This window comes from Myceligenerans crystallogenes, assembly GCF_039529775.1.
Lineage (GTDB): Bacteria > Actinomycetota > Actinomycetes > Actinomycetales > Cellulomonadaceae > Myceligenerans > Myceligenerans crystallogenes.
In genome coordinates this window covers 401979-421857 of the sequence record NZ_BAAANL010000002.1, presented here as the reverse complement: position 1 = coordinate 421857, position 19879 = coordinate 401979, and the positions used below count along the sequence as shown (strand labels likewise).

Annotated in this window: 16 protein-coding genes; 5 read left to right on the top strand and 11 right to left on the bottom strand. The window is 76.6% G+C overall.

The genetic code is table 11. The features are described 5' to 3' along the window. From ABD208_RS06645 to ABD208_RS06625, 5 genes are read left to right on the top strand one after another with little or no spacing between them, the layout of a single operon-like run. Positions 1-936, top strand: a complete 936-nt coding sequence (locus ABD208_RS06645) for a hypothetical protein (protein WP_344100805.1) — start codon at positions 1-3, stop codon at positions 934-936. Further along, positions 933-2177, top strand: coding sequence for a Pvc16 family protein (locus tag ABD208_RS06640; RefSeq protein WP_344100803.1), 1245 nt, complete (start codon positions 933-935; stop codon positions 2175-2177). Before ABD208_RS06645 ends, ABD208_RS06640 begins: the two co-directional genes overlap by 4 nt. Then, a complete protein-coding gene (locus ABD208_RS06635; protein WP_344100801.1) occupies positions 2174-4084 on the top strand; it encodes an ATP-binding protein in 1911 nt (636 codons plus the stop codon). Before ABD208_RS06640 ends, ABD208_RS06635 begins: the two co-directional genes overlap by 4 nt. 10 nt (positions 4085-4094) lie before the next feature. Then, positions 4095-5633 carry an eCIS core domain-containing protein gene (locus ABD208_RS06630; RefSeq protein ID WP_344100799.1) on the top strand — a complete coding sequence of 513 codons (1539 nt, stop codon included), beginning with the start codon at positions 4095-4097 and terminating at the stop codon, positions 5631-5633. A gap of 17 nt (positions 5634-5650) precedes the next feature. Continuing rightward, positions 5651-6217, top strand: coding sequence for a hypothetical protein (locus tag ABD208_RS06625; protein WP_344100797.1), 567 nt, complete (start codon positions 5651-5653; stop codon positions 6215-6217). Here the strand turns inward: ABD208_RS06625 and ABD208_RS06620 are convergent. From ABD208_RS06620 to ABD208_RS06570, 11 genes are read right to left on the bottom strand one after another with little or no spacing between them, the layout of a single operon-like run. Continuing rightward, positions 6214-6561 (bottom strand): hypothetical protein, encoded by a 348-nt coding sequence (locus tag ABD208_RS06620; protein WP_344100795.1) that lies wholly within the window; start codon positions 6559-6561, stop codon positions 6214-6216. The genes ABD208_RS06625 and ABD208_RS06620 overlap by 4 nt on opposite strands. Beyond that, a complete protein-coding gene (locus ABD208_RS06615) occupies positions 6558-7520 on the bottom strand; it encodes an eCIS core domain-containing protein (RefSeq protein ID WP_344100793.1) in 963 nt (320 codons plus the stop codon). The genes ABD208_RS06620 and ABD208_RS06615 overlap by 4 nt, the downstream gene beginning before the upstream one ends. Before the next feature lie 5 nt (positions 7521-7525). Beyond that, a complete protein-coding gene (locus ABD208_RS06610; RefSeq protein WP_344100791.1) occupies positions 7526-10000 on the bottom strand; it encodes a DUF6519 domain-containing protein in 2475 nt (824 codons plus the stop codon). A gap of 1 nt (position 10001) precedes the next feature. Further along, positions 10002-12188: a phage tail protein gene (locus tag ABD208_RS06605; RefSeq protein ID WP_344100789.1), complete on the bottom strand. Its 2187-nt coding sequence runs from the start codon at positions 12186-12188 to the stop codon at positions 10002-10004. Further along, a complete protein-coding gene (locus tag ABD208_RS06600) occupies positions 12185-14647 on the bottom strand; it encodes a baseplate J/gp47 family protein (RefSeq protein WP_344100787.1) in 2463 nt (820 codons plus the stop codon). The genes ABD208_RS06605 and ABD208_RS06600 overlap by 4 nt, the downstream gene beginning before the upstream one ends. Beyond that, the gene (locus ABD208_RS06595) at positions 14644-17190 is read right to left on the bottom strand and encodes a putative baseplate assembly protein (RefSeq protein WP_344100785.1); all 2547 of its coding nucleotides are present in this window, start codon (positions 17188-17190) and stop codon (positions 14644-14646) included. Before ABD208_RS06595 ends, ABD208_RS06600 begins: the two co-directional genes overlap by 4 nt. Then, on the bottom strand, positions 17187-17588 hold the full coding sequence (locus ABD208_RS06590; protein ID WP_344100783.1) for a GPW/gp25 family protein: 402 nt from the start codon (positions 17586-17588) through the stop codon (positions 17187-17189). Before ABD208_RS06590 ends, ABD208_RS06595 begins: the two co-directional genes overlap by 4 nt. Continuing rightward, positions 17585-17902 carry a hypothetical protein gene (locus tag ABD208_RS06585; protein ID WP_344100781.1) on the bottom strand — a complete coding sequence of 106 codons (318 nt, stop codon included), beginning with the start codon at positions 17900-17902 and terminating at the stop codon, positions 17585-17587. The genes ABD208_RS06590 and ABD208_RS06585 overlap by 4 nt, the downstream gene beginning before the upstream one ends. After that, entirely contained in the window at positions 17902-18423 is a 522-nt protein-coding gene (locus ABD208_RS06580; RefSeq protein ID WP_344100779.1) for a phage baseplate assembly protein V, read from the bottom strand. Before ABD208_RS06580 ends, ABD208_RS06585 begins: the two co-directional genes overlap by 1 nt. Positions 18424-18434: 11 nt before the next feature. Next, the gene (locus ABD208_RS06575) at positions 18435-19577 is read right to left on the bottom strand and encodes a hypothetical protein (protein ID WP_344100777.1); all 1143 of its coding nucleotides are present in this window, start codon (positions 19575-19577) and stop codon (positions 18435-18437) included. Further along, positions 19574-19879 carry a hypothetical protein gene (locus tag ABD208_RS06570; protein WP_344100775.1) on the bottom strand — a complete coding sequence of 102 codons (306 nt, stop codon included), beginning with the start codon at positions 19877-19879 and terminating at the stop codon, positions 19574-19576. Before ABD208_RS06570 ends, ABD208_RS06575 begins: the two co-directional genes overlap by 4 nt.

Below are 19879 nucleotides of genomic sequence, written 5' to 3'. Positions count from 1 at the left end.
ATGGCCGACGTGTTCGACCGCATCGCGGCACGGGCCTCGGGGGCCGCCGGGCCGGCGCTGACCGCCCGCCGGGCATCGCGTTTCGAGCGCGCCCCCGCCGACGCCGCGGCGCCGGCACGGGAGATCGGGCCGGCGGAACGGGAGCTCCCGTTCCCGGAGCGGGTGGCCGGGTCGTTGCCGGCGGCGCCCGCGTGGGACGAGGCGGCACGGGACGAGGTCACGGCCGCACGGCCGCACGAGACCTCCCCGCCGTCGCGCGACATCGCGCCGGACCAGGGGGAGCCGACGCCGCGGAGGTCCGCACGGCCGGAGACGGCACAGCCGTCCGTGCCCGGCGACCGGACCGCACCGGCGCCTCGCCCCGCGCTTGTCGCCCGTTCTGAGCCGACGAACCGGCCGACGGCGCCGGCCACCGACGCGCCGGCCGCGGAAGCGGTGGCGACGGAAGCTGCCACGACGGTAGCTGCCGCGGCCGATGCCCCGCCGACACGGGCGCCGGCAGCCCGGCAACCGGCCCCGTCCCGCGAACCGGTCGTCACCCGCGCCGCGACGAGGCCCGCCGAGCCCGCCGATCCCGGCGAGCCCGCCAGCGACACCGGCGTGCGAGACCCGGGCAGCCCACCGGCGACGCGGACGATCGATCCGGCCGAGCTCCTCGCCCGGTACGTCGCGCCGGCCCTCGTCGAGGCCGGCGCCGTCACCCGTCGCGAGGCGGACCGGCTGGTCGCCGTCCCCTCCGGACGGCGGAACCGCCGCGCGCACGAGGTCGGGCTCGACCAGCTCGACGTCCCGGCGGCCGGGGACGTGCACGTGCACATCGACCGGCTGGAGGTCCGGCGCGACGAGCCGGCGGCCCCGCCGCAGGCCCCCGCCGGCCCGCCGCAGGTCGACCACGCCGACTACCTCGACCGGCAGCGGAGCAGGTGGTCCCGGTGAGCAACACGATCGCCCTGGCCGCCGTCACCACGACCATCCGCCATGTCCTGCACGAGTCCCTCGCCTGGGAGCCCGACCCGGTGGGCGGCGCGGACGTCACGACGTTGCGCCCCGCCCAGCTCGCCGACGCCGACGACATCGGCACCGGCGCATCCGGCCTGAACGTGTATCTCTACCAGGTCACGCCCAACCACGCGGGGGCCATGTCCGATCTGCCGACGCGTGGCCGGGACGGCTCGCTCGTGCGCCGTCCGGTCGCCGCGCTCGACCTGCATTACCTGGTGTCGGCGTACGGCGACGACGCCGTCCTCGAGCCGCAGCGGCTCATCGCCCGCGCGACGCTCGCCCTCGCGGTGACCCCGGTGTTCACCAAGGACGTCATCGAGGCGGCGGTCGACACGTACGGCACGGGCGGCACGGCGTTCCTCGACGACGCCGATCTCGCCGACCAGGCCGAACTCGTCAAGGTCAGCCCGGTGCCGCTCAGCCTCGAGGAGATCTCCAGGCTGTGGGGCGTCCTCGGCACGGGGTACCAGCTCTCCCAGACCTACACGGCCACCGTCGTGCTGCTGGAGGCGGCTCTCCCGGTGCACCGCGCTCTCCCGGTCCTCGCGCCCGTGATCGAGGTGCGTCCGTTCACGCGCGTGACGGTCGAGAGCGTGGCGGTCTCCGGCGGCGGGCCCGCCGTCACCGGCGCGACCCTGCTGCTCACGGGGAGCGGCCTGCTGTCACCGCACGTGGTGGTCACGATCGGCGGGCAGCGGCTGGTCCCGGAGCCGGGCGCGACGGCAGGCCGCCTCGCCGTCGTGGTGCCCGACGCCGTCCGGGCCGGAGCCCATCTGGTCCAGGTGGTGCACCTGCGCCCGGCCGACCCGGTGACGGGCGCGCCCGAGCGGGTGGTCGGCCGGTCGGCCGGGGTGCCGCTGCTGGTGCGGCCGGCGGTCACGAGCGTCACCCGGCCGGTCGGCCTGGTCCGCGTGCACCTCGCCCCCGCGCTGCAGGAGGGCCAGCGGGCCACGATCACGTTCGGCAGGCTCTCCGGCGGGGACCCGGCGGTGGTCGCGGCGACGTTCCCGCCCGTCGCGGCCGGCGACGTCGGACTCGACCAGCTGGACGTCGGGGAGGACCGCATCGCCGACGGCACCTGGCTGGTGCGGGTCGCCGTGGACGGCGCGGAGAGTCTGCCGGCCATGTCTCCCGGCTCCGACACGTACGACGCACCGGTGGTGACCCTCCCATGACGGCGGCGGCCACCACGCTGACGAGCGACGTCGCCACGGGTCGCGACCTGGTCCACGCCGAGCTCGATGTCGTCCGCGCGCACCTGGCGGGCCGTGACCCCGGACCGGCCGACGAGCGCCTGGTCGGTTTGCGCTCCCGCGCGGGCGGTCCGACGCCGCTGGACGAGATCGAGGCGTGCTTCGACCTGTCCGGGTTCGAGCGCCGGACGCTGCTGCTCGCCTGCGGTCCGGAGCTGGTGGGCGAGGTCGGCCGGGAACTGGTCGAGCACACCGGGCGGCCGTCCGTGTGCTTCGGCACCGCGCTCGCCAAGCTGCCCGGTGCGCACTGGGACGCCGTGACGCACGACGCCCCGTTGCGCCACTGGGGACTGCTGCGCCCGGCCGAACCGGACTCCGTCCTGGCCAGCCCGCTGGTGCCGGACGAGCGGATCCTGCACCACCTGGTCGGCATCGACGTGCTGGACGAGCAGCTGGAGCTGCTCAGCCGGCACGTCGACGCCCCCGTCGAGCTCGCACCGACGCACGAGACGATCGTCGCCGAGGTGGTACGCCGGTGGGCGACATCGGGCCCGGTGGTGCTGCGCGGTCCGCAGGCGCGGACGACCCGGGCGATCGCCGCCGCGGCGTGCGCCGCGGCCGGGCTCGCACCGCGCCTGCTCGGTGCCGCGGACCTGCCCGCGGGCGCCGCCGACCTCGTCGTCCTGCTCCGCCGGCTGGCGCGGGAGACGGTGCTCGGTCGTGTCGCGTGGGTGCTCGACCTCGACGACGCACCCGCGTCGTTCGCCGCCGCGGCGGGCCGGGCACTGCGGTCGGGCGAGGCGCCGATCGTGCTCACCGTCTCCAGCCGGCCGGGCGGTGCGCCCGTCGAGGGCCTGGGCCTGCCGGTGCTGCAGGTACCGCGCCTGGGCGCGGGCGAACGGCGCGCCGTGCTCGCCGCCGCTCTCGAGCGTGCCGGGGCCGGCGCGCCGGAGTCGGAGCTCGCCGCCGTGGCGGGTGCGTTCGACCTGTCGGTTCCCGACGTCGACGTCGTGGCCGGCGAGGTGGCGGCCGGCCACGGGCTGTGGCAGGCGTGCCGGCGGCGCCCGCGCGCCGACGTCGGCTCGCTCGCGCAGGTGCGTGAGCCGGAGGCCGGCTGGGACCGGCTCGTGCTGCCCGGCCCCCAGCTCGCCCAGCTGCGCGCGCTGGTGGCATCGGTCCGGCACCGGTCCACGGTGCTGGACGGGTGGGGGTTCGGGGCGTCGGCTCGCGGGCGCGGCGCCGCGGCGCTGTTCGCCGGCGACTCGGGGACGGGCAAGACGTTCGCCGCCGAGGTGGTCGCCCACGACCTGGAGCTCGACCTGGTGCACGTGGACCTGAGCCAGGTGGTGGACAAGTACCTCGGCGAGACGGAGAAGCGGCTCGCCAGGCTGTTCGACGCCGCCGAGGACGGCGGCATGGTGCTCCTCTTCGACGAGGCCGACGCCCTGTTCGGCAAGCGGTCGGAGGTGAAGGACAGCCACGACCGGTACGCCAACGTCGAGGTCGGCTACCTGCTGCAGCGGCTGGAGTCGTTCGCGGGTCTGGCGATCCTCACGACCAACGCCCGCAGCGCGCTCGACCAGGCGTTCACCCGGCGGCTCTCGGCGATCGTCAGTTTTCCCTATCCGGACCGTGCGGCGCGCGAACGCATGTGGTCCCAGGCGCTGCCCGCGTCGCTGCCGCGCGGTGACGTGGACCTGGCGCGGCTGGCGGAGGCCGACCTGTCCGGCGGCGCCATCGCGGCGGCCGCGCTGCAGGCCGCCTACCTGGCGGCCGACGACGGCGGGTCGCTGACGACGGAGCACCTCGCGCAGGCCGTGCGGTGGGAGCTGGGCAAGTCCGGCCGGGTCGCGGGCCGCGGCGCGGCCCCGGTACGGAGACCAGGATGAGGTGGCCGGGATGACACACGTCCACGCGACGGCGGCGGACCGCCCCCGCCCCGCCTCGGTGTCCTGGGGGTCGCTTCCGCGCTCGGGCGGCCGCCCCGTGCACGAGCTCGTCCGGACGCCGGTACCGGCGCACGACGTGGGCGACGTGCGGGTGCACGACGACAGCAGGTCGCGGAGGGCGGCCGCCCGGCTCGGAGCCCGGGCGTTCACCGTCGGACGGCACATCTATGTCGGACGGGGCGCTCTCGCGCGCGGCCCGGGCGCCACGGAACGGCTCCTGCGGCACGAGCTGGGTCACGCGGTGACCGCGCCGGCCGGGACCGGACCGGTCCCGGGCAGGGTCCCGCGTCTCGCCTCCGCTGCGGAGGAAGCACGCGCACGCGCGCACACGGAGCTCGCGCGCGCGGGCGGGCCGCCCACGGGTGCCGGCGACGTCGTCGGGCTGGAGATGCTCTTCGCCCAGACCGCGGCCGATCAGGTCCAGAACTTCTTCGACGGCGCCGGCACCGGGGGCGACGCCGGTGCGGACGCCCTCGAGTACCTCGCGACCCTGGAGCTGGGCGACCTCGTCGACACCGCGGTCGTCCTGGACCGGCGTGGCCGGCTCGAGCAGGTCGCGGGTGCCGTCAGGGTCGGCGACCGGTCCACGGTGGCGGCGGTCCTCTTCACGACGATCTACCTGTCGCAGGGCTCGCGGTCCACGCCGTCGTGGGGCATCGCCGCCGCCGGGATGGTTGCCGCACTGCCCGCGACGACGCGAACCAGCCTGCTCGCGCAGGTGCTCACCTCGATGGGGCGTGGCGACGAGGTCGCGGCGATCATGGAGGGCCTCGCGGCCTTCGAGGAGTCGGAGACGTTCCGGGCGTCGCAGCCGGAGGAGGTCGTCGAGCCCGGTGCCGCCGCGGCCACGACGGCCGGGCTCACCCCCGGTCCGTGGAACCCGGGGAGCCAGCCGGTCCCGTTCTACATCGGGAACTCGGCGCACGTCGCGATCGCCGCGTTCTACGCGGCGGCTCACGCCACCGACCTGGCGTTCTACAATTTCGTCCCGATCTCCTCCATCATTCTCGCCGCGGCCCGGGTCGCGACGCCCGGTGCGTCGAGCGCCACGGCCTCGCAGCTCGCCCTGAAGCCCGACATCGCCAACGTGACCAGGCGGCACCTGTACGAGATCAAACCCGCGACCGCGCAGAGCGTGGGTGCCGCCGAGGCGGTGCTCTACGCCACCGCGTTCGCGGCGGCGGGTCTGCCGATGGCCCTCGGGCCGACGGCCGAGGCCGGAACCGCCGGCACGCTGCCCGCCCCTGGCGGCTGGTACGTGTTCCGTTCGCCGGTTCCCGGCGTCATCACGTACAACTACCGCCAGCCGCCCCGGAGGCGGGTGCGGCGCCCGGTGACGTCACCCAGGACGCAGCCGGCCTCCGACAAGTCGCTGCGGCAGCGGATCAGCGAGATCACCGGTCTGACGGGCATGGCCCTGACCATCTACCTCATCATCTCGGAGGGATCGCGGCTCTTCCCGCCGCGGAACCTGATTCCGGTGCCCTGAACGAAAGGTCCCGCCCCATGCCGTCCCTCCTGCTGCCGGCCAGCCTGTCGGGCGACGCCGAGAGCGTGCGTCGCGCCTGGCGTCCCCTGATCCGCACCGCCCTGGCCACCGGGTCGTGGCCCGAGGAGGTCGAGCTCGCCGAGGCCGGTGCCCTGCCCGGGCTGATCGCGCTCGTGCCCGCGCCGCTCCTGGCGGGCGAGGTCCACGTGCACGCCTGGGTCCCGGCCGCGCTGCTCGCCGACGCGGTGCAGCGGGGTGCGGTGCCGGCCGAGGCGGAGAGCAGGCTGTTCACGTCGGCGCTCGGGTCACCGTGGGCTCTTCTCGGCCTGCTGGCGCCGGGCCATCAGCTCCTGGTCCTGCCCCCCGACCGGCACCTGCCGTTCGCCCGCGCCGTGGCCCGGGCGTGGGCCGAGCTCGACGCGCCGGGAGCGCGGTACACGGCCGGCCTGCGTGAGGGCTCCCGCCTGTGGGACGTCCCCTCGGGTCTGCACTACGTCCTCGGTCGCCTGGGCGTGCCGGAGGCGAAGCTCCGTGCGGCCCTGCCCGCCGGCGGGCCGGGCGCGCTGCTGCCCGCCGGGGCCTAGCGGGCGGGCAGCTCGTCCGGGCGCGGATCGGCGGCCGCCCAGGCGTGCCACCGTCGCCGCAGGTCCTCGCGCTGGGCCGGGTCGATGTCGACCGATCCGTCGGCGCGGATGTCCACGGCGAGGCCGTTCCAGGTCGGGAAGGCCTCGTGACGCACGCCCGAGGCCCAGGTGAGCAGGACGTGTCCCGTCACGAAGCGGTCCGGGTCGTCGAGCAGCCCGAGAAGTGACCCGACGTCGGCCTGGCGCAGGGTGTCGTCCACGGCGGGGAGCGCGGGCGTCAGGCCGAACGCGTGCGCGGACCAGGTCACGGCCTGGTCGGTGGGCAGCTCGTCGGTGGTGTTCATGGTGTCCTCGCAGGGGTGGGTGCCGGCGGGTTGCGTACGACGCGGCGGACCGCCGTGACGGTGGTCGTGGCGGGGTCGATCGTGGTGATGACATCGACCTCCCGCCCGTCGGGGTACCGCCAGGTCCGGGTGATCTCGACACCGCCGGGGACCGTGGCGGGGGGACTGTCGCCCACCCAGGTCGCGCCCAGGAGCCTGCCCTGCGCGGCCAGCGAGGCCGTGTGCGCCGGGCCGAAGGACTCGCCCGAGATCTGCTTGCGGTGCTGTTCGACGAGCTCATGGTGCAACATCGACGCCGTGTTGTCGCCCAGCCTCGAGTGGCTGCTCTCGGCGCCGTACCGAGCCAGGTCGTCGAGGTCGACCTCGCTGAGCACGAAGCTGCCGACGATGACGCCGGTCCCGCCGTGGGTGAACGCGATGGTGATCGTCGCGCGCTCGGAGACCATCGACTGGATCTGCGCGAGCAGCTCGGTCGCGTCCCGGGTCGGCGGCCCCTGGACGTTGGTGTCATGGATCGAGACCTCCCCGGCGGCGGACACCTGGATCCGCTTCTGCACCCCCAGGATCGAGTTCACCAGGGCGACGAAGCCGGCGGTGTCCCCGGTGGCGACGAACTTGCCCTGTACCCGCGGCCCGGTGGTCGCCTGCTGCCGCACGTGGGTCAGCTCGTGCGCGAGCAGCCGGCGCCCCGCGGGGGATCCCGGGTCGTGCCGGCCGCGCGCGAACAGGACGTGGTGTCCGATCGTCACCGCCTCCGCGCCCAGCCGGGCGGTCATCGCGTGGGCCGCGGCGTCGTCGTGCAACCGCACCCGGGAGAAGTCGTGGCCGAGCTCGGCGCCGAACCCGCGCAGCAGGCCGGCGTCGTCGTGGGCGGCGGGCTCGACGGCGGGCGTGACCGTGTCCGCGACCCGGTCCGCCTCCTGCTCGTGGTGGTCGTCGTGGCGTCCGATGATCTCCATCCCGGTCACCTGCCCGACGCCACGCGCACGGTGAGCGTGTCACCCGGGCGCAGCTCGGTCCCGGTGCGGGCGTCCGTGCCGAGCACCGTGTTCGCGCGGATCCCCGGCGCGGACTCCTCGACGACCCGGAGCGCGACGCCCGCCTCGGCGGCCCGGCGCTCCACGAACCCGAGCGTGCGCCCGGTGAAGTCCTCGACGACGAACCGCCGGTCCGGCCGGTCCGGCTCGGGGTCGAGGTGGAACCACGTCTCGAAGCGGCCGCCGGTCACGGCGTCGGTCGTCGGCAGCTCGAGGCGGGTGCGGTCGCCGTCCATGAAGGTGCTGGCGTGCCCGTTCAGGTGCTGGGCCGGGTCGTTCTCGCGCACGATCGCCCACCCGTCGAGCTGGAACCGTGCCAGGACCGGCAGACCGGGCGCGCCGAGCTGCTGGTTCCCCTCGAGCTGCCGCAGCCGCTCGACGATCCGGGGCAGGGCCTCGATCGTCGCGGGCGCGGGCGACCAGGTGATGAACGGTCCCTCGGCCTCCAGGGTGCCCAGCAGCTCCACGGTGTGGGTGGCGAACGAGGGCCCGCCCCACACGTCCAGCTCGGGCCCGACGGGCCAGGGCAGCTCGACGAGCAGGCGGCCCACGGGCTTGTCCTTGACGCTCTCGGCGAGCACCGTGTCGTCGAGGGCGACGACGATCGGCTTGCTCAGCTCGTCCGGATGGTAGACGGCGTCGTTCTCGAGCGGGCCGGACGAGAGCCGCACGCCGGCCACGTGCAGCCCGGGCGGCCGGCCCTCGGACGGGCGGACGACCCGTGCGGTGACGATCACGGCGACGTCGTCGGCCGGTGCGAGCACGTCGGTGAGCCGTTCGGCGGTGAGGGTCTGGGCGGCCTGCCCGCGCGGGTCGGGGGTCCAGAACGCGGCGGCGACGCCGTCGGCCCCGGTGGGGACGGCCAGCGGGTTGCCGGTGCTGCCGCCTCCGCCCGCCGCGGTGCTCAGGGTGCCGCCGGCGGCGGTGAACCGCACGGTCTCGCCGGCCACCGGGAGGGACCCCCGGCGCACCGCCACGCGGACGGGAGCGGGCAGTTCCACGCCGGGTGCCGCCTCCTGGCCGTCGCCGCCGAGCAGGTCGAGCGCCGCCGTCGCGGTCAGCGGCGGGAACAGGTGACGGCAGTCGGACAGCACCGTCCAGGTGTCGCCGGCCCGTTCGACGAGGCCGAGCAGCGCCCGGCGGTGCACCGGTCCGGTGGGTGGCAGCGCGGCCGGGGTGCCGGGCATGCCCGGCCACTCGATCGTGCCCGTGCGGGCGCTGACGCCGTAGGCCAGCCGGACGGTGCGCGCCGGGATCAGCCAGTGGTCGCCGACGGCGGGGGAGCCGCCGGCCGGGAACGCGACGGTGATGCCGCCCTCCAGGTCGGTACGGGTGGTGCGCAGCGGCAGCGGGCCGCCCTCCCAGCGGCGTACGACCGGGGCGCCGCCCAGCGCGGCCACCGACGTCGGCGGCGTGCCGGGGTTCTCGGCGAGCCAGTCGACGTCGAGGACCAGGTCCACGACCCGGCGCACCCGCGCGAGGTACCCGGGCCGGCCCCGCAGCCCCAGGTCGGCGCTGGTCACCTCGATCAGGTCACCCTGGCCGATCGACAGCTCCTCGTCCCGGCCGGCCCGGTCGAGCGTCAGGGCGGCGTCGAACCCGACGCTCGATCCCGCGACCGTGACCAGCCCGGCGACCACCGAGCCGTTCTCGCGCGACCACAGGAACGCGGGCGTGCCGCCGGCCTGCCAGATCTCCACCCGGTAGAGCTGGTTCTCCAGGAGCTGGTACCCGCCGCCGCTCGCGACGGAGCACGGGTCCGCGGGGGCGTCGGCCTCCTGCAGCCCGGCCCGCATCGTGCGCGGGGTGCGCCCGAACAGGCCCGCGGGCACCGTCGAGCAGGCGGCGCCGTCGTCGACGGGCTCCAGCAGCACCTGCCACACCGTCTGCTCCCGTGCGGCGGTGTCCGGGCCGCCCAGCGCGGACTCCAGCAGCTGCGGGCGCTCGTCGGCGGTCACCAGGCGGTCGAACACGTCCAGGACGGCGGCATACGTCCCGGCGGCGGGCTCGGCGAGGCCCGGCTCGCCGCCGACGCCGCGCAGGTGCGGCTGGCCGGCCAGCGGCCAGGTGCCGCCGGTGCCCGGGCCGGGCGCCGACTCGGCGAGCACCCCGTCGACGTAGTAGCGGCCCGGCGTGACGCCGAGGTCCGCCCAGGCGACCGGGCCGGCGGGCGGCTCGCCGGACGTCAGCGACACGACGGCGAACGGCCCCGGCCCGCCGTCGAGCGGCTCGGGCCCGCCGGAAGGGCCGATGACGTCCGCGGCGCGCGTCCGGTCGTGGTGGGCGGTGATCTCGGCCTGTTCGTTCCACTCCGCGTCGAGCAGGACGCGGCCCTGCTGCATGAGCACGGACCGGAACCCCAGGGCGGGGTCGAAGGTCCTTCGGGTCAGATCAGCGTGCATGTCAGCTCCCCAGCATTCCGATTCGCATGGCCGCCGGTACGTAGGGCTCGACGAGGCGGCGGGCCGCGTCGGTCCGTTGCGGACGGCGCAGATGGTGGTGCACGCCCATCTCGGCGCCGTCCTCGCCGCCGCGCCGGATCGACGCGGGAGCGGTGGGTGCGAGGGCGGGGTAGGCCGGTGCGGCGGGATCGCGCGCGAGGTACGTCGGGGCGTCGCCGGGCGGCACGCACCGGAACCGGCGCGGCGCCCGCGAGCCCGGCGCCAGATAGCTGAACCGCGCGCAGCCGCGCTGCCGGTCCACGACCGTGACGACGCCGTCGCAGAGGCTGGAGGTCACGTGGAGCACGCGCGCGCCGAGCGCGCCCAGCAGGGTGGAGCCCTCGACGGTCACGTGCGTGCCGGGCGCGACGACGGCGGGCCCGGCGGCCGGCGGTGCGGCGCCGGGGTCGGTCAGGCGCGGGTCGACGACGCTGTCGGTCACCCTCAGCCCGGGCGCCGTCGGGGCCAGCTCGACGCCGCCGACCAGGCTGCGCCGCACGTCCACGACGAGCTCGCGGTTGCCGTCGGCGGGGGTGCCGAGCACCCGCACCCGGCCGGCGACCGTGCACTGGCTGACGGTCAGGGACCGCAGGTCGCCGGCCGCGACCACGACGTCGCCCTCGATCACGAGCCCGTCCAGCAGGACGGCGGCGCCGGTCTGGCCGGTCACGAGGACGTCCCCGACCACGCGCGGGCGCAGCCCGTCGGGGGCGTAGACGCCGGGGACCGGTGCCTCGACGTCCCCCGTCAGGAGCAGCCGGCCGCGCCAGTGCGCCGCCACGAGCACGAGGCGGCTCTCGGCGGGCACGTCGATCGTCAGGTCGCCGGTGTACGTCTCGCTGTCCGCGACCGAGAGCACCTGGGTGCCGCCGGTCAGGTCCGGGGCGGCCGGCGACCAGCCCGCGGCGACGTCGGCCAGCCCGTCCGCGATGCTGACCGCCGTTCCGGGCTCGGTGGCCCCGGTGCGCACCGGCACCTGCGCGCCGACGCGGTCGCCGCCCTCGTCGGTGTCGCCGGTGAACGGGTCGGCGGCGAGCGCGGCGTCGTGGCCGAGGCTGCGGTCGTAGGTGCCCGCGCCGACGTCGGCCGGTGCGCCGTAGGCGTAGTCGACGTGCACCGAGCCGGGGTCGGCGGGTGCGCCGTCGAACAGCGTGCGGATCCTGCCGTGCACCGGGTCGACGGTCACCTGCCACCCGGTCAGGGGGTCGCCCGCGTCGTCCGTGGCGAGGTCCTCCAGGCGGCAGACGCGCACCCGCTCGGCGGGCAGCGGGGCGTCGTCGTCCAGCCGCACCCGCACCGGAAGGCCGGCGTCGTCGCCGCCGGCGCGCGCGGCCCGCAGCAGCGCGAGCAGGCGGCGCGGGCGGAGCGGGACCGGCAGGTCCGCCTCGCCGGCCAGGTGCTCGATGTGCTCCTCGGTGGCGGGCGGGGCGAACCATGGTTCGTCCAGGCCGAGGGGATGCGTCGCCCAGCCGTCGGCCCCGCCGAGGGGCCGGCGGGCAGGCGTGCCCGAGGCCCCGTACACCTGCGAGCCGAAGACGAAGATCCCGACGTTGCCGATCCCGAACCGGCCCCTGCCGCCCGCGGGCCCGGGATCGACGTGCCGCGCCTCGGCGGTGTGCGCGAACCGTGTGAGCGCTCCCGCCGCGAGCCGCGGCGACTCCAGCTCCGCCTGCGCGGCGCCGCGCACCGACGCCCAGGCGGGACGGTCCGGCCGGACGTGGTTGACGTGCGTGGTGACGCCGAGCAGGGGGTGGTGCTCGATCGCCGCGGCGGGCCAGCCGGTGACGTCGCGGACCACCTGTTCGAGCACCGCGACGGTGCCCTTGCGCTGCCGGTACATCACGGTGTTGGCCACCACGCCCCGCCGCGAGACGCCGGCTCCGGTCCCGGCGCCGAGGTCTCCCGGCAGGCCGGCCAGCCCGACGAGGTCGGCCAGGTAGGGCAGCACCCACTCGGGGGCGGTCTCCACGAACCAGGCGTCGTAGAGGGTGTCCAGGTCGTCCTCGACGACGGCGAGCTCGCCCGCCACGGCGTCCAGCAGGGCCCGCAGCAGACCGCCGGTGGCGGCGTCGCGCTCCAGTACGTGCGGCGGCAGCAGCGACTCGAGGTACCGGGCGCGGCCGGCGCGGCGCAGGTCCGAGACGGTCATGCGATCACCCCTACGTGGATGTCGGTCAGGTGCAGGGCCTGGGCCGGGAGCAGCCCGCCGGACGAGGCCCAGCGGGCCGGGGCCGCGACGAGCAGGTCGCCGGCGCCGGGGCTCCCGGCGGATCCGGCGTCAGCGAGGTCGGCGGCCAGGACGGGCATGGTCGCGTGCGAGACGCCCGCCACGCCCGCGGCGGTGACCAGCACGACCGCGGCCGCGAGCGGCGCGGCGAGGTCGAGGTCGCCGTGCCGGGCCCGCACCGCCGCCGCGACGGCCTCGAGGACGGCGCCGGTCTCGTACCGGGGGTCGACCGCGACGTCGAGGGCCACCCTGAAGCCGATCACCTGGCCGGGCAGCAGCGCCCGCCGGGCGCGGGCCTCGCGGGCGGCGTCGAGCGTCGTCCGCAGGTCGGCCAGGAGCTGGCCGGAGGCGGGCGCGCCGGTCGCGTCCAGCACCGAGAGGACGACGGTGTCGGCCTTCCCGTCCCACACCAGGTCGGCCCGCGCGCGCCCGACGCCGGACCAGCCGCGCGCGAAGTCCTCGTGGTCGGCCACGGACACCGCCCGGTCCAGGGTGCGGATCCGCTGCGGGGCGTTCACCCGGGCGCCGGCCAGGTCCTCGGGCGGCGCCCAGTCGCGGGTCGCCGCGAGGTTGGCGACCCGGGCGATCCCGCGCGGCCTGCGCACGGGGAGCATCACCTGGCCGGGCTCGGCGGCGCCGTCGGCCCCGATGCCGACGCGGTAGGTGGCGTGCACGTTCTCCGTCCCGGTCGGCAGCCGGGAGCCGTGCTCGCCGTCGCCGAAGATCACGGTGGTCTCGCCCTCCTCGCCCTGCCGCACCACGTACACCTGGTCGCGCGGGCCGGCGTCGTGCAGCGTGGGCACCTCGGTCCACGCGACGCCCTCCACGCGGATCTCGAGCTCGGCGGACGCGCCGGTGGCGTCGGTCGTGGAACGGACGAAGGTGAGCGGCGGGCGGCGGAGCACGAACCGGGGGAACGCCACCCGGCCGTCGCCGCTGCCCAGCACCTGTTCCGCGGTCTCGCCGTGCGTCGCGCGGGCGACGTTGCCGTGCACGACGACGGTGCCCGCGTGGTACGAGTGCGCCAGCGGCGGGTCGAGCGTCAGGCGCAGGGCGCCGTCGGGTGCGGCCTGCACGGCGGTCACGGTGGCGGCCTCGACCGCGCGCCCGCCGTCGCCGGACCGGACACCCTCGACCAGCACGAGGCGGCCGGCCGGCAGCGCCGGCTCGGTCATCGCGACCTCGAGCAGGATCCCGGCGCCGTCGCTCCACGCGCCGACCGGGCCGGGCCGGGGCATCCAGGCGGTGGGCAGCTCCTGGCTCACCGCGTGCACGAGGGTGCGGTCCCGCTGGAAGCCCGACAGGTTCTCGGTGAGGTCGACGGTGACCTGGGTGACCTTGCCGGCCAGGGCGAACCGCCGGGCGCCCCCGGGCGTGACCGCGACGGCCTGGTAGGCCTCGGTCGTGCCGGGCTGCTCGAGCACGAGCCAGGAGCCCGGCACCAGGTCGGGTACGTCCCCCTCGACGTCCAGCGTCCCGCCGGCCAGGCCCGCTCCCGGCCAGCTCGCGGCCGCCGCCTCGCTGGCCAGCCGGGCGACGCGGGTCGACTCGGTGCCCAGGAGGCCCGGGTCCGGGGCGTTCCAGCCGAACAGGTTCAGCCGCCGCGCCAGCCGGTACACGCGCACGTCCTCCAGGGCCGCCAGCGGGCGGCGCGGCTCGAAGCCGACCGGCTCGTCCAGGTCGAGCCGGGTCCAGCCGGCCGCGTGCGGCGGGTCGGTCTCGACGGCGACCACGCGCCGGAAGTCCCACTGCTCGGTGGCGGCGGAGTGCGGCGCGCCGGGCTGCACGCCGGCGCGCTCGCTGCCGATGATCAGGAGGCGGTCGTCGACCCGGACCAGCGGGTCGGTGGTGGACAGCCACACCGACGTGGTGCCGAACCCGAACGGCTGGCGCACCCGGTCGGCGGCGGGTACCGCGTTCCACGCCGTGCGGGCCTCGAGCTCGTCCACCGTCTCGAACGTCTGGGGCAGCTTGCCCGGCGCGGGGACGGTCTGCACGGGCGTCCCGGCCGGCACGACGACGGTCTCCGGCGCGCCGGGGGCGGTCTCGGTCTCGAACACGAGCTCGACCTCCGCCGCCACACCCGGCCGCAGCTCGTAGCCGAGCGTGCGTGCCTGCTGCCGTACCGACATCGTCTCGGTCGCGGTGCGCAGGAACCCCTCCTGCGCGATCCGCTCGGTGTAGAAGGACACGATGTCGGTGACCACCGCCCAGGTGTCGAGCAGGGCGACCGCCGGGTCGTCGTCCTGCGCCGCCAGCGACCGGACCCGGAGGTCCTGGTCCGGGGCGGCGAGGTGGGCACGCATCCGCGCCAGGGCGGCACCGTGCGGGGCGACCCGCCAGTGCAGCTCGTCCTGACCGGGACGGTTGGTGATGCTCACGACCCACCTCCCAGGCGGAGCTCGAGGCGTCCGGCCTCCGGGTTGTTCGGGTCGGAGTCGCAGCGCAGCAGCTCGCGCGGCGAGACCTCGATCTCGCCCGCGGCGAGGGCGGCCGCCGCCTGCGCCCTGGTCGCGTCCCGCCGGGCGAATCGCACCGGCTCGACCCACGCCAGCCCGTCGACGGCCATGGCCGCGGCCACGACGTCGGACAGCCGCAGCGGCCGGCCGAACGTGAACCGGTCGGGGTGGAAGAACCCGGTGCCGCCGTCCGCCCGCACGCCCGAGGAGAACACCTCCCGCACCTGCTGCCCGACGTCGGCCCGCAGGTACCCGGGCCGCGTGCAGCCGCGCAGCACGATCTCCAGCGGCACGTACACCGGGCGGCCGAGCTCGACGTCGACGCCCGCCATGCGCCGCACGTCCAGCGCCGCGGTGACCTCGGTGAGGTGGGCCGGGTCGCCCGCCCGCGCGTCGACGGCGTCGACGGTGACGTCCTGGGCGTACCAGGACCCGGTCCAGCGGCGCCGGGCGACGGCCCGCTGCGTGCCCGGGACCTCCTCGGCCACGGCGGCGTAGTCCTGGCTGGTCACGGCGCGCAGCTGGCGGCGGAACGCGGCGGGCGCGAGCTGGCGCACCCGCTCCAGCCGCTCGGGATCGGTGCCGCCGGTGGCGGGCAACGGGTTCCAGGCGGCGACCGCGGCCCCGGTCGTGGCGTCCGTGCCGTCGGCGCGGGGCAGCAGCCGGACCAGCCGGTCCGGGGCGATGTTGCCCGCCGTCCCGGTGCCCACCCGGTAGCTCGCCAGCGGGGTGGCCCCCACCGACGGGAGCCGGCCGGTCAGGCCGTCCCCGAACCGCAGGCGGGCCACGCCGCCCGGCTCGGGCTCGACGACCAGGTGCGTGGCCAGCCGCCCGCTGGCCAGCAGGTCCGGCCGGGGCGTCCAGGTGCGCTGCCCGTCGTCGAGCTGGAGCGCCGCCCCGGCGCGCCGCGGGTCCGGGCGCAGCAGGGCGGAGGCGGACGCCGTCGCCGGCAGCCCCGGGTCGACGTACGCGACGCCGGGGCGGCGCAGCCGCGGGCGGTAGGCGCCGTCCGCGGGGACCGTGGACGGCACGAGGGTCTCGGTCAGGACGCTCGCGCCGTGGTCCGCGACGACGACGTTGCCCAGCGCCACCGCGCGGGGCTCGTCCGTGCCGGGGGTGGACACCGGCAGCGGGGCGGCCGGTGCGTCGGCGGCCGACCAGCGCAGTTCCCACACGGCCACCGACGGGTCCAGCGGGTCGTCGTGCTCGACGGCGTCGGCGATGAGGCGCACCGCGAACCGCCGCGCGGGGTCGCCCTGCCGGGGCACCCCGCCGACGGGCCGGCCGGCCAGCACGAGCAGGTGCCCGGCCCGCAGGCCGGGGTCGGTGCCGGCGGGCGCGGACACGAACGCGGCCGTGGCCCCGGCGGGCAGGCTGTGGTCGCGGTCGCCCCAGGCGTACAGCGGGAGCGCGTTGCGTTCCGGGCGCAGCTCGACGGGGGCGGAGGTCTGGAACACGGTGCCGCCGAGGCCGTCCGCGTCGGCGGGGCTCAGCACGTCCACCCCGGGGCGCTCCGGGAGGTCGGTCACCGGGGTCCCGGCGGGCAGGGTGAGGGTGGTGTCGGTGTCGAAGGCGACCAGGGTGCGCGCGGAGCAGCCCTCGTGCACGGCGTACCCGAGCAGCCGGGCGTGCCGCCGCACGGACGTGCGCCGCCGCGCGGTGCTCAGGTAGGCCTCGACCGCGACGGCGTCCTGCCAGTACGCGAGCCGGTCGCCGACCGCGGCGAACAGCTCGACGAGCATGACCGCCGGGTCGGCGGGGCTGCGGTCCGACCAGTCGGGCAGCAGGGTGGCGAGCCGGTCCAGCAGCCGGGTGCGCAGCGCCTCGAAGTCGCGGGCCAGGTAGTCGCCCGGCAGCAGGTCCTCCGCGGTGGGCGCGGGCCCCGGCGCGTCGTGGTGGCAGTCGTGGTCGGACGGGCAGTCGACGGTGAACACGAACGGCGCCGCCGACAGCGGCAGGTCCACGCCCTCCGGGGCGCCGGCCCCGCCGGGCCCGACGAGCCGCAGCGTGTAGGCCGAGAGGTCCCCGCTCGACGAGGTGCGCACCACCAGCGCGCGTGCGCGGGCGTCGTCGTCGGCGAGCGCCTGGTCCACCAGCGTGCGGTCGGCCGGGGTCACGCCCTCCAGCGGGTCGAGGGCCGCCGGCCCGGCCACCGCAGCCGCGGGCCAGGCCCACCGGACGCGCACCGGGTTGAGCTCCGGGTCCTGGCGCACGCCGCCGGCGACGCGGACGACGTCACCGGTCCAGCCGGCCGGTACCGGGCCGTTCAGCAGGTGGACCAGCAGGGTCCGCTGTTCCGGCGCGCCGGGCACGTGACCGGGTGTGCCCCGGTGGTTGGAGAGCACCTCCACGAAGTCGATGCCGTCCAGGCCGCCGGGCAGGCCGATCCCCGGGCGCCCGCGGACCAGCGCCCGCCGGGCCTCGAGGTCGATCTCGCCGGCGAAGGGCAGCGTCTCCGTCGTCATGGCGTGCCTCCCACGGTCACGGAGCGGCGTTGCTCGGGGCTGGTGGCGTGCAGCGGCAGGTACTCCACGACGACCTCGATCCGCGAGTCGGCGGACGTCACGCGGACGTCCTCGACCCGGACGAGGTCGCCGAGCCACTGCTGCAGGGCGCCCTGCACCAGCGCCCGCGTGGTCGTGGCGAGCGCGTCGTCGCTCGGTGCGAACACGAGCCGGCCGACGCCGCTGCCGAAGTCGGGCCGGTTGACCCGCTCGCCGGGTGCGGTGAACAGCACCTGCTCGACGAGGCCGGCCACCCAGGCCGGGTCGTCGGCGAGCGCGGTCCGGCCCCGCAGGTCCAGCCGCAGGGGGAAGCCCACGTGGCGTGGCGCCGTGTAGCGCCTCGGCGAGGTCTCGGTCATGTCGCCCTCACTCGCTGCTGGGTCTGGCTCGCGGTCATCGGCACGCCGGTCGGGGCGCAGGTGCCGGGCGGGCCCTGGATCGCCAGGGGCTGCTTGTTCGCCGTCACCCGGACGGTGCCGGAGGTCCACTGCCCGGTGACGTCCGGGCCGCCGGAGTTCGGCGGGTACGTACAGCCCGCGACGGCGTACGGCGTCGCCTGCAGCACGGCCGCCGCGCCGCCGAGCTTCACCCGCGGGAACCCGGCGGCCGGCGTGGCCTGGCCCTGGTGCGCGCAGGCCACCTGGGCGGTCTCGGTGAGCAGGTAGCCGGGCATCACGTCACCTCCAGGGCGCCGTCGTTGATCGACACGGAGACCGGCGACAGGGCGATCTTGCCCTTGCCCATCGCGATCTCGACCCCGCTGCTCGTCGCGTCGATCGTGATGCCGCCGGTCACGGCGGGGGAGCCGACGCTGATCCGGATGCCGCCGGCACCGGGCAGGTCGCTCACCTCGACCGAGACGGAGTCCGTCCGGAACATCTTGACCTCGGCCACCGCGGGCGACGCCGGGACCTGGCCCGGGCCCCAGAAGCAGCCGCCGAGGATGGGGGAGTCCGGATCGCCGCCCTCGAACTCCACCCACACGTGGGCGCCGACCGGGGGCACGAGGAACAGGCCGACGCCGTCGCCCGCGTACGGGGTGCAGGGCATGGCCCAGCTCATCCGGCCGCTGCCGAGCACGACGGGGCACCTGACCTGGACCCGGCCGAGCTGCATCGGGTCCACGTTGTTCTCGACGGTGCCCCGGTACTTGCCGTAGAACCGGCGGGGTGCGGGAAGGTCTCCGGAGGTCATGCCGCCGCCCCTCAGACCCGCACCACGGGGGAGAGCGCGCCGTACCCGTCGCGCGTCAGCGTGAAGTCCGCGGTGTAGCTGCCGCGCGCGACACGGTGCACGACCTGCTTGACGTACCACAGGCCGTCGTTGACCAGGCCGGCGCCGCGCATCCCGACCAGGGCGCGGGGGCGCAGCACCGACCCGTACTCGCCTCCGGAGAGCGTCCCGGTCGCGGTGACGGCGTCGGCGGTGGCGTCGGTGACGCCCTGCGCACGCCCGAGCGCGCTCGTGGCGCCCGCTCCCGGGTCACGCAGCAGCCGCGTCCGCAGCTGCGCCCGGTGCTCGGCCGACACCGGGAACGCGGCCAGCGGCGGGCGGGTCGGCGCCACGGTCCGGACCGGGATCGTCGTCCCGGCGCGCGGGTCCTGGACCTCGCCCGCGACGAGCTCGGGCGCCAGGACGTCCGTGCGGAACGACACGGCGCCCCGCACGTTCGTGGCGGAGCCCAGGTCGACCGACAGCGCGGGCTGCGGCACCCCGACCCGGACCGCGGGGCCCCAGTACAGCGTCGTCGGGCCGGGGAACGGTCCCGGCACGACGTAGCAGACGTAGCCGTGCCATCGGGCGAGCTGCTGCAGGTGCTGCCAGTCCGTGCCCTGCTGCGTGGGGGTGCGCTCCATCGGCAGCGGCGGGTTCATGACGGGCGGGGGCAGCACCAGCGGGACGATGCGCTGGGTCGCGTAGGGGCCGGCGATCCTGAGCACCTGCAGGGAGTCCTCCAGGCCGATGTGCTCGGCCGCCAGCTCGTTCCGGTCCAGCAGCAGCGAGACGTCCTGGCCGGTGACGCTGATCTCGGCGCGCTGGTCCGTGCCGCCGGGCTGGAACGTCGTCTCGGTGACGATCCCGTCGACGAGCGTCTGCGGCAGCACGCCCCGGGTGAGCAGGACGACGACGCGCGCGTTCGGCCGCAGCGGCGAGGTGGTGAGCGCCGGGGTGTCGGCCGCCGCGGCCGGCCCGCTGCGACCGGCGTCGAGCGTGATCGTGAACGCGGACCGGCCGCGGTCGGACTCCGTGACGGTGACCGACCGGACGCGCTGCGTGACGTCCGGCGGCAGGGGCAGCGGCACGGTCGGGCCGGCGAGGACCGACAGGTGCGTCCCGAGGAGGCTCACGGCGCGGCCACCCCCGGGAACGGGACGACGATCTCGGTGCCCACGGCCTCGGCGCCCGTCAGGTCGTCCGGGTCGAGCGCGTCGTTGGCGTCGCAGATGCGCCAGAAGCCCAGCGGGTCGCCCGTGTACCGGAAGCTGACCAGGTCCAGCCGGTCGCCCGGGGCCACCAGGTGCTCGGCCAGCGTGCCGGAGCCCGCTGCGTCCGGCGGGAACCGCCGCCGGTAGCAGCGCACCAGCCGCCGGGCGCCGGCGGCGTCGGTGACCTGGAGGGTCGTGGTGTCGGCGTCGTCGTACCGGGACAC